The 9,378-nt window shown below is 60.8% G+C and carries 7 protein-coding genes and 1 pseudogene; 2 read left to right on the top strand and 6 right to left on the bottom strand.

All coding sequences use genetic code 11. The features are described from left to right. Positions 1–140: 140 nt before the first annotated feature. From AB5Y80_RS00120 to ilvY, 3 genes are all read right to left on the bottom strand, one after another. Positions 141–2,714: a bifunctional acetate--CoA ligase family protein/GNAT family N-acetyltransferase gene (locus AB5Y80_RS00120; protein WP_183149090.1), complete on the bottom strand. Its 2,574-nt coding sequence runs from the start codon at positions 2,712–2,714 to the stop codon at positions 141–143. A gap of 90 nt (positions 2,715–2,804) precedes the next feature. Beyond that, the gene (locus AB5Y80_RS00115; protein WP_010676124.1) at positions 2,805–2,996 is read right to left on the bottom strand and encodes a hypothetical protein; all 192 of its coding nucleotides are present in this window, start codon (positions 2,994–2,996) and stop codon (positions 2,805–2,807) included. Positions 2,997–3,103: 107 nt separating this feature from the next. Next, positions 3,104–3,997: an HTH-type transcriptional activator IlvY gene (ilvY, locus tag AB5Y80_RS00110; RefSeq protein ID WP_010676123.1), complete on the bottom strand. Its 894-nt coding sequence runs from the start codon at positions 3,995–3,997 to the stop codon at positions 3,104–3,106. Positions 3,998–4,190: 193 nt separating this feature from the next. On the opposite strand from ilvY, the gene ilvC reads away from it, so the two are divergent. Continuing rightward, positions 4,191–5,672 (top strand): ketol-acid reductoisomerase, encoded by a 1,482-nt coding sequence (ilvC, locus tag AB5Y80_RS00105; protein WP_041214215.1) that lies wholly within the window; start codon positions 4,191–4,193, stop codon positions 5,670–5,672. Between the two features lie 163 nt (positions 5,673–5,835). Here the strand turns inward: ilvC and pgi are convergent, their stop codons facing one another. Beyond that, complete coding sequence (gene pgi, locus AB5Y80_RS00100; RefSeq protein WP_368172372.1) at positions 5,836–7,485, bottom strand: glucose-6-phosphate isomerase; 1,650 nt, start codon at positions 7,483–7,485, stop codon at positions 5,836–5,838. 421 nt (positions 7,486–7,906) lie between these two features. Here pgi and AB5Y80_RS00095 point away from each other — a divergent pair, with 421 nt between their 5' ends. Then, positions 7,907–8,095: a holin gene (locus AB5Y80_RS00095; RefSeq protein WP_368172371.1), complete on the top strand. Its 189-nt coding sequence runs from the start codon at positions 7,907–7,909 to the stop codon at positions 8,093–8,095. Positions 8,096–8,212: 117 nt separating this feature from the next. On the opposite strand, the gene AB5Y80_RS00090 is transcribed toward AB5Y80_RS00095, so the two are convergent. Next, the gene (locus tag AB5Y80_RS00090) at positions 8,213–9,049 is read right to left on the bottom strand and encodes a mechanosensitive ion channel domain-containing protein (protein ID WP_368172370.1); all 837 of its coding nucleotides are present in this window, start codon (positions 9,047–9,049) and stop codon (positions 8,213–8,215) included. Between the two features lie 173 nt (positions 9,050–9,222). Beyond that, a pseudogene (locus AB5Y80_RS00085) lies at positions 9,223–9,306 on the bottom strand (nucleoid occlusion factor SlmA); the annotation flags it as partial. Between the last annotated feature and the right edge of the window lie 72 nt (positions 9,307–9,378).

Here is a 9,378-nt window from a genome sequence, read left to right as displayed (position 1 = left end):
GTGTGGCATTCGCCATGCGAGAGTAGGACACTGCCAGGCACCCAATACAAGAAACCCCGCTCACTCGAGCGGGGTTTTTTATTGCCTGAAGTTCACGTTATCCATCCATATCTGGTTGATTTACCACCACAATTGTATCGTTATACAACCTGATCAGCACAGGGCAGCTCCATGTTGACTATCCCATCTTCCAGCTGAATATCGATCTTGAAACCGAGCCGTTTGGCCAGATTGATCATGCCGCGATTGCTGGGCATGGTCATGCCAGAGAGCTGGCCTATGCCACGCTCTCTGGCATAGCGCACGATCTTTTCCATCATCAACTTGCCGAGTCCGAGCCCTTTCAAGTCTGAGCGGACCAGGATGGCAAACTCCGCATCCGATTGATCCGGGCTGGCAATGGCTCGCACTACTCCCAGGATCTGCTGGCTGAAAGGGCCGTCCTGACCCACGGCGACGAAGGCCATTTCCCGGTCATAATCGATCTGGGTCATGCGGGCCAGCTCCTCATGCCCCAGCTCCCCCACGTCGGCGAAGAAGCGTTTGTACCTGTCTTCATCAGACACCTGCCGCACGAACTGCTTGTGGGCCGGCTCGTCTTCGGGGCGGATGGGGCGCAGCAGTACATGACTCTGATCTTTCAGCCAGGCACCCTCTTCCAGCTCGGTGGGATAGGGGCGAATGGCCAGTGGCAGCACTTGTTGTCCTCGCTCTGCCAGGACGAGCCGGGCATCCAGGATCACCATCTCTTCACCACAGGCCTGCAGCGGGTGCAGATCCAGTTCTTGTATCTCGGGGAAGGCCAGCAGCAGCTCGGAGAGCTGGCACAGCACCTGGCCGAGGGCGTCGATATCGAGCCGTACTGGACTGGCCTGCTCGCGGATTTTGCCATCCTTGAGGGCACCAATGATCTGGTAGCGAGCCAGTGCCTGGTTGAGGGGAGGAAGGGCCGCGACCATCTCGCGGGGCTCGGCACCCGACTCCCCGAGCAGGATGACGGGACCGAAAACCGGATCCTGCTGCAAACGGATCCGCAGCTCCAGACCCCCGCTGCGGCGTGCCATGCGTTGTACCAGAAGCCCTTCTATGCGGGCGCCAGGATCGTGCTGACGTACCCTGTCCAGAATGGCATCCGCCGCCTGGGCGACTTCCGCCGAGGTGCGCAGGTTCAGCATGACACCGTGTACATCGGATTTGTGGGCGATGTCGGGAGATCGCAGCTTCACCGCTACGGGGTAGCCGATCTGTTCTGCAGTCAGTGCGGCCTCTATGGCATCGGAAACGATCCAGGTCGCGAGGGTGGATAGCCCGGCTGCCTGCAAGATGGGATGGGCCAGGTGGGTGTCCAGCACCCGCTGCTGGCGCTCCAGCGCTTGCCCAAGGAGCTGCTGGCAGCGCTCGACATCGAGCCTGTCGCCCTGCAGGGAGGCCGGTGTTTCCATCAACTGCTTCTGGTTGCGGCGATATTCCACCATGTGCATGAAGGCCGTGACGGCGCTTTCCGGGGTGCGATAGGTCGGGATGCCCGCCTCATTGAACAGGCGTCTCCCCTCCTGGGCGGAGTATTCGCCTGCCCAGTTGGTCAGGATGTTGAATCGTCTGGCCCTGGGATGCTGCTTGATGAAGTCGATCAGGTTGCTGGCGAGGGTGACACCTCGGGCGGTGAGGGACGGTGCATGGATCAGCAGGATGGCATCGGCACTGTCCCCTTGGAGCAGCGTCTCGAGTGCACTCTTGTAGGCCTCGATATCTGCATCGCTGCCGATGTCGAGGGGTGGCATCGCCAGCTTGCCTCCCCGAGACAGCAGTACGTCTGCGGCCATGTTGGCGAGGCCGCGCCCGTTGGAGAGGATGGCGAGCCGCTCCCCCTTGAGGGTCAGGGAGTGGCTCAGGGTCTCGACAGTGGCAAACAGTTCGTGGGTATCCCGGACGCGCAGCATGCCAGCTCGGCGGATGGCGGCATCATAGACATTGTCGAGACCGTTGGCCGGGTCATGCCGACCGCTCTTGAGGATCAGGATGGGTTTGTTGCGCGAGGCTGCACGGGCGGCGGAGAGAAAGTGCCTGGCATCGTGCAGCTTGTCCATGTAGATCAGGATGGCGCGGGTCGTCCCGTCCCGGGAGAGCTGATCCAGCAGTTGGCCAAAGTCGATGTCGCAATGATCGCCCAGGGAGATGAAGGCCGAGAAGCCGATTTCGCGCTGCTTGGCCCAATCCAGGATGGTGGTGCTGACCGCTGCCGACTGGGAGAGAAACGCCACCTGTCCCGGAGTCGCTGCAATGGGGGAAAAGCTGGCGTTGATACCCTGCCCGGGGAGCAGCATGCCCATGCTGTTGGGGCCGAGCAGCCGGATGCCGTATTGCTGGCACAGATGCTTGAGCCGCAGGCGCTCGTCAGTGGAGAACTGGGCGGCCAGTATGATGGCGGCTCCGGTTCCTTTCTTGCCGAGCTCCTCGATGAGCGGCAGTACCCGTTCGCGCCGGGTACAGACGATGGCGAGATCGGGGGAGAGGGGAAGGCTCTCTATGTCCGGATAGGCGAGCACGCCAGCGATGGCCTGGCTGCGGGGGGCTACGGGTAGTATAGGGCCCTGGAACTGACCCGCCAGCAGGTGCCGGATGACCACATGGCCTGCTTTCTGCGGATCACTGGAGGCGCCGATGACGGCGATCGAGTGAGGTTTGAAGAGCCGATCCAGGCCGCTTTGTTTCATGGGCACTCCTCGTGGTGGCCCCCGGGGCGAGGGGGACGGATGGTGCCAGTCTAATACGCTTTGCGTGCGGGTTCTGTGACCGATTGCGGATCACGATCTGGCTAGTGCGCTGGCGCGCAGATAAAAGCGCAGCTCCCCCTGAATGCATTGCACCGTGGCGAGGTGCCTGTCCTGGAGATAGATCTCCTGCTCCCGATCGAGTTCATGGCGCTGGACCCCGAGGCTTTGCAGATATTCTGCGAACAGGATGGCACTGCGGATTTCGACAAGATGCTGGCTCACGCTCTATTCCTTGATGGTGGCTGGATGGTGCCGGCCAGTGTCCCCTCTTCTCCCCCACTTTCATACTGATACATTTGACACTCACTGTGGCTCTGACGCCTGCCGGATCAGCGAAGGCCTCCCTGGCCGCGTGCAGTGTCCCAGAAGGCGCGGATCAGCGGCTCTTCCAGCCGCTTCTTGAGCACGGCGATGCCGACGTCGAACGCCTTGAGCGCCGGTTTGGGCTCGACCACACGCACCTTGTCCCCCATGGGGCTGTGATCGATGACGGCGGCAGGCACGACACCCACACCGAAGCCGAGGGCCACCATGGCGACGATGCCCTCGTTGCCCGCCACTTCTGCATAGATGTTGGGAGCTATCCCCTTGTTGCGAAACCATTGATCACAGCGCTTTCGGGCCAGCCCCTGTTCGGAGAGGATCAGCGGCAGGCGCTCCCAGTCAGGTTCGCCCTGGGGGAACCACTGACCCTGCTGGGGGGCATTGCGGGGGGCGATGAACACCAGAGGGACTTGTTGCAGGCTGGCGAATTCCAGCTTGGACGAGAGCGCATCCGGCCTCGCTGCGATGGCGAGATCGGCTTCGTCAGCCAGGATCTTGTCCACTGCCAGTGCCGGGTCGCCGGTCTCCAGCTTGATCTCCAGCTGGGGATAACGGCGACGAAAGCGTTCCAGTACCTCAGGTAGCAGAAAGTAGCTGGCGGTAACCGAACAGAACACCCGCAGCCGCCCTTGCAGCGGCTCGTCGCTGCGCTTGAGCTCCTGCTTGAGTTGGCGCCACTCCTGCAGCAAGGCACCGCCAAATTCCCGCAGCTTGTCACCAGCAGGGGTGAGCCGCACCGAGCGGTTGTCCCGCTCGAAGAGCACGCAGCCGGTCTCCTGCTCCAGTCGCTGGATGGCGCGGCTCAGGGTGGAGGGGCTGACCGCCATGGCATCGGCGCTTTTGCCGAAGTGGAGGGAGTCGGCGAGGTGGAGAAACAGTTCGAGATTGCGAAGGTCCATCTTTTTATTCCTGCGGCGTTGTCAGGCTCCCTGTAGCACGATGGCTCGGCGGCGGGAGATTACGGGAAATCACATTTCAATTCCTGCAACGTACTGTTTCGAATATATCAGTTCAGGCAATAAGTGTCCCGCGCTATAGTGGTTTCGACAACGCCGCTATCCGGCATGGAATCAATCGAACGGAGCAATCACCATGGCTAACTATTTCAACACCTTGAACCTGCGTCAGCAGTTGGCCCAACTGGGCAAGTGTCGTTTCATGCAGCGCGAAGAGTTCGCGGACGGCTGCAACGTGCTGAAGGGCAAGAAGGTGGTGATTGTGGGCTGTGGCGCCCAGGGCTTGAACCAGGGTCTGAACATGCGCGACTCCGGGCTGGACATCTCCTACGCCCTGCGCAAGGCCGCCATCACCGAGAAGCGCGCCTCCTGGCAGAAGGCCACCGACAACGGCTTCGTGGTCGGCACCTATGAAGATCTGATCCCGACCGCCGATCTGGTGCTGAACCTGACTCCGGACAAGCAGCACTCCGACGTAGTCAAAACCGTGATGCCGCTGATGAAGCAGGGCGCCGCTCTGGGCTACTCCCACGGCTTCAACGTGGTGGAAGAGGGTCAGCAGATCCGTTCCGACATCACCGTCGTGATGGTTGCACCCAAATGCCCGGGCACCGAAGTGCGTGAAGAGTACAAGCGTGGTTTCGGCGTACCGACCCTGATCGCCGTCCACCCGGAGAATGATCCCCAGGGTGAGGGCATGGCCATCGCCAAGGCGTGGGCCTCTGCTACCGGTGGCGACCGTGCCGGCGTGCTGGAATCCTCCTTCGTCGCGGAAGTGAAATCCGACCTGATGGGCGAGCAGACCATTCTGTGCGGCATGCTGCAGGCCGGTTCCCTGCTCTGCTACGACAAGCTGGTTGCCGAGGGCACCGACCCGGCCTATGCCGGCAAGCTGATCCAGTTCGGCTGGGAGACCATCACCGAGGCCCTGAAGCAGGGTGGCATCAGCCTGATGATGGACCGTCTCTCCAACCCGGCCAAGCTGCGTGCCTTCGAGCTCTCCGAGCAACTGCGCACCCTGATGCGTCCGCTGTTCGAGAAGCACATGGATGACATCATCGCCGGCGAGTTCTCCCGCGGCATGATGGCTGACTGGGCCGAAGACGATGCCAAGCTGTTCGGCTGGCGCGAAGAGACCGGCAAGTCCGCCTTCGAGAATGCCCCTGCCTATGCCGGCAAGATCGCCGAGCAGGAGTACTTCGACAATGGCGTGGTCATGGTGGCCATGGTCAAGGCGGGTGTCGAGCTGGCGTTCGAAACCATGGTGGCCTCCGGCATCTATGAAGAGTCCGCCTACTACGAGTCTTTGCACGAGCTGCCGCTGATCGCCAACACCGTCGCCCGCAAGCGTCTGTACGAGATGAACGTGGTCATCTCCGATACCGCGGAGTACGGCAACTACCTGTTCGCCAACGCCGCCGTGCCGCTGTTGCGCGAGCACTTCATGCCGACCCTGCAAGCAGGGGACCTGGGCAGTGCCCGTGCCGAGAGCAAGGCGGTGGACAACCTGGCCTTGCTGGCTGCCAACGAAGCGACCCGCAACCACCCGATCGAGAAGATCGGCCAGACCCTGCGTGGTTACATGAAGGACATGAAGCGTATTGCCGTCGGCGGTTAAGCCTTCGCTGAGCGGCATCGGAAGGGGCGGGGATGACGATCCCCGTTACTGGCTGGCTTAGACACCTGGCCTGTCGTCCGGATGATGCAAACAGACAGATTGAAGCCTATAAAAAAGCCCCGCTCATCGAGCGGGGCTTTTGCATTCTGGAGGGCGGGAGCAATCAGGCCTTCCAGGCTTTCCAGGTGTTGATCAGGCCGTTGGTGGAGCCGTCGTGGCTGGTGACGGCCTCATCGGTGCCCAGCTCCGGCAGGATCTTGTTGGCCAGCTGTTTGCCCAGCTCCACACCCCACTGGTCGAAGGAGAAGATGTTCCAGATTGCGCCCTGTACGAAGATCTTGTGCTCGTACATGGCGATCAGGGAGCCGAGGGTTTTCGGGGTCAGCTGCTTGAACAGGATGGAGTTGGTCGGGCGGTTGCCTTCGAACACCTTGAACGGCACCAGATCCTTGACCTGCTCCAGCGTCTTGCTGGCGGCCAGGAACTCGGCCTCCACCGCTTCCTTGCTCTTGCCGAAGGCCAGGGCCTCGGTCTGGGCGAAGAAGTTGGCCAGGAGCTTCGGATGGTGGTCACCGATGGGGTTATGGCTGATGGCCGGCGCCAGGAAGTCGCAGGGGATCAGCTTGGTGCCCTGATGGATCAGCTGGTAGAAGGCGTGCTGGCCGTTGGTACCCGGCTCACCCCAGATGATGGGACCGGTCTGGTAGTCAACCGGATTGCCGTCGCGGTCCACGTACTTGCCGTTGGACTCCATGTTGCCTTGCTGGAAGTAGGCAGGGAAGCGATGCATGTACTGATCGTACGGCAGGATAGCTTCGGACTCGGCACCATGGAAGTTGTTGTACCACAGGCCGATCAGGGCCAGCAGTACGGGCACGTTCTGTTCATAGGCGGCAGTGGCGAAGTGCATGTCCATCTCGAAGGCGCCTTGCAGCAGGGCCTCGAAGTGCTCGAAGCCGAGGGAGAGGGCGATGGGCATGCCGATGGCGGACCAGGAGGAGTAGCGGCCGCCGACCCAGTCCCAGAACTCGAACATGTTGTCGGTGTCGATGCCGAACTCGGCCACGGCCTTGCCGTTGGTCGAGAGGGCGGCGAAGTGCTTGGCAACGTGGGCCTTGTCACCGGCATGACCGAGGAACCAGTCGCGGGCGGTCAGGGCGTTGGTCATGGTCTCCTGGGTGGTGAAGGTCTTTGAGGCCACCAGGAACAGGGTGGTTTCCGGATCGATCTTCTTGAGCGTCTCGGCGATGTGGGTGCCGTCAACGTTGGAGACGAAGTGCATCTCCAGGTGATTCTTGTAGGGGCGCAGGGCCTCGGTGATCATGACGGGGCCCAGATCGGAGCCACCAATGCCGATGTTGACCACGTGCTGGATGGCCTTGCCGGTATAGCCCTTCCACTCGCCACCGATGACCTTCTCGCAGAAGCCCTTCATCTTGGCCAGTACGGCGTTCACTTCCGGCATCACGTCCTTGCCGTCAACCTCGATGGGACGGTCGGAGCGGTTGCGCAGGGCGGTGTGCAGTACGGCGCGTCCTTCGGTCATGTTGATCTTGTCGCCGTTGAACATGGCGTCGATGGCGCTGCGCAGATCGGTCTCGCCAGCCAGGTTCACCAGCAGCTTGAGGGTCTCTTCGGTGATCAGGTTCTTGGAGTAGTCGACCAGGATGTCGCCACCGAAGGTGAGGGAGAACTTGTCAAAACGCTTGGGATCCTGTGCGAACAGATCCTTGAGACGCATCTCCTTGTTGGCTGCAAAATGGGCTTCCAGTGCCTGCCAGGCCTGGGTCCGGGTTGGATTGATATTTTTCATAGGATTATCAGTCTTCCAAGTTGTGTTTGAACCTTGCAGGCAAGGCTCCCGCCAAACCTTATTATGCGAGCATTATACCGGGCACTCCGTGCGCCCCGTGTAACAGAGCATTACCAATTGTCTGCAACGAGGGAGTGTACAACCAAAACAGTGCGATTATGAGTCACCCAGTACCCCGGGATCTTGCGTTTGCGCATGCTTGTTCGGGTTGAAAAGGCTTTCATTTCAAGGGGAGCGCGGCCGTGGCTCTGGAAAGCTGGCGTGACAGATCAAAGGGTATTCAACAGACGCTCATCGGACGGTTTTTTGAGCAGGCGCAAATGGTGGACAACAGACGCTGGCTACCATATGAGCCGAATGGACGAGATCTCCCAGGGATGGCCAAGGTATGGAATCAATGGTGTGGAATGAGGAGATCGAGATGAAAGCCCTGTTATCCCTGTTTGCCCTGAGCCTGATCGCCACCGGCCTCATCGGTTTGCTGACCCTGACGCTGGCCAATGCGGCGCCGACGCTGGAGATCCGCGTGTTGGCGGTGATCGGAGCCGTGCTGGGGGGCTATGTGCTGATGCAGCCCCTGCTCAACCGGGCCGCATGTCGGCTGGGGTGAGAACGCAGTGCTATCTGGTGCGCAAGACCGGCCTGTGGCCGGTTTTTTTCATGTCACAGCAAGGCAGAAACGACAGTGCCAGCCCGAAGGCTGGCACTGGAGAACGCACACCGAGGATCAATCCGCCGTCTTCTGCATGTGAACCATACGCTGGGGGAAGGGGATCTCAATGCCCTCGGCGTCGAAGGTGAGCTTCACCTTCTCGTGGAAGTCGAACCAGACACCCCAGTAATCACCGGTCTTGACCCAGGGACGCACCACGATGTTGACTGAGGAGTCGGCCAGCGCGGCAACGGCAATGGTGGCTGCCGGCTCCTTCAGGATGCGGGGCTCTTCGCTCACCAGCCGCTCCAGGATCTGTTTGGCCTTGCGGAGATCCGAGCCGTAGCCGATGCCGAAGGTCATGTCGACGCGGCGGGTATCCATGCGCGAGTAGTTGACGATGGTGCCGTTGAGGATGGCGGAGTTGGGCACTACCACCATCTTGTTGTCACCCGAGGTGAGGGTGGTGGTGAAGAGCTGGACCGATTGCACCACGCCATTGGTGCCTGCCACCTCGATAAATTCCCCTGCCTTGATGGGGCGGAAGATGATGAGCAGGAAACCGGCGGCAAAGTTGGAGAGAGAGCCCTGCAGCGCCAGACCGATGGCCAGACCGGCGGCACCGATAATGGCGACGAAGGAGGCGGTCTGCACCCCGACCCGGCCCAGGGCGGCGATCACCACGAACACCAGGATGGTGTATTTGAGGATGCTGCCGACGAAGTGGGTGACGGTGGTGTCCAGCTTGCGGGTCTGCATCACCTTGACCACGCCACCGCTGAGAAGGTTGGCGGCAATGTAACCGACCAGCAGGGTGATCAGGGCGGCGGCGATGTTGACCGCATACTCGATGATCAGCCCCTGGTTGTTGGTCAGCCAGGTCTGTGCTTCGGTAATGATCTCGGGTTCCATAGGATGTCCTGTTGGTGTGAAGATTTATGGCAGATGAATCTAACACTTGAGCGCGACAAGCTGGGTCGCATCTGGTGCTTGTCTCTTCTTTTGTGCCACAAAAAGCAAGGGAGGCCAAGGCCTCCCGTTTTGTCACAACCCTGCTGGCGCAGGGACGCTGGGCATGTGCGCACTCAGCTTTGCAGCTGCTGGCTGCGGATGAACTGCCACTGATCTTCAAACCCGGCAGTGGGTTTGATTGTGAACTCGGAGCGGACGTGCATTGGTTGATGCGGTCTGCTGGCTCAGCTTTGCAGCAGCTGGCTGCGGATAAACTGCCACTGATCTTC

This window comes from Aeromonas sp. R2-1 (assembly GCF_040908425.1).
Classification (GTDB): domain Bacteria; phylum Pseudomonadota; class Gammaproteobacteria; order Enterobacterales; family Aeromonadaceae; genus Aeromonas; species Aeromonas caviae.
Note: the sequence above shows the minus strand (reverse complement) of the source record. Positions and strands in the feature narration are given on the sequence as shown.

What these genes read in the sequence shown, in the direction of transcription:
- AB5Y80_RS00120 (WP_183149090.1), bottom strand. Translation starts at nt 2,714, where the DNA reads ATGAAACAAAGCGGCCTGGATCGGCTCTTCAAACCTCACTCGATCGCC.
- ilvY (WP_010676123.1), bottom strand. Translation starts at nt 3,997, where the DNA reads ATGGACCTTCGCAATCTCGAACTGTTTCTCCACCTCGCCGACTCCCTC.
- ilvC (WP_041214215.1), top strand. Translation starts at nt 4,191, where the DNA reads ATGGCTAACTATTTCAACACCTTGAACCTGCGTCAGCAGTTGGCCCAA.
- pgi (WP_368172372.1), bottom strand. Translation starts at nt 7,485, where the DNA reads ATGAAAAATATCAATCCAACCCGGACCCAGGCCTGGCAGGCACTGGAA.
- AB5Y80_RS00095 (WP_368172371.1), top strand. Translation starts at nt 7,907, where the DNA reads ATGAAAGCCCTGTTATCCCTGTTTGCCCTGAGCCTGATCGCCACCGGC.
- AB5Y80_RS00090 (WP_368172370.1), bottom strand. Translation starts at nt 9,049, where the DNA reads ATGGAACCCGAGATCATTACCGAAGCACAGACCTGGCTGACCAACAAC.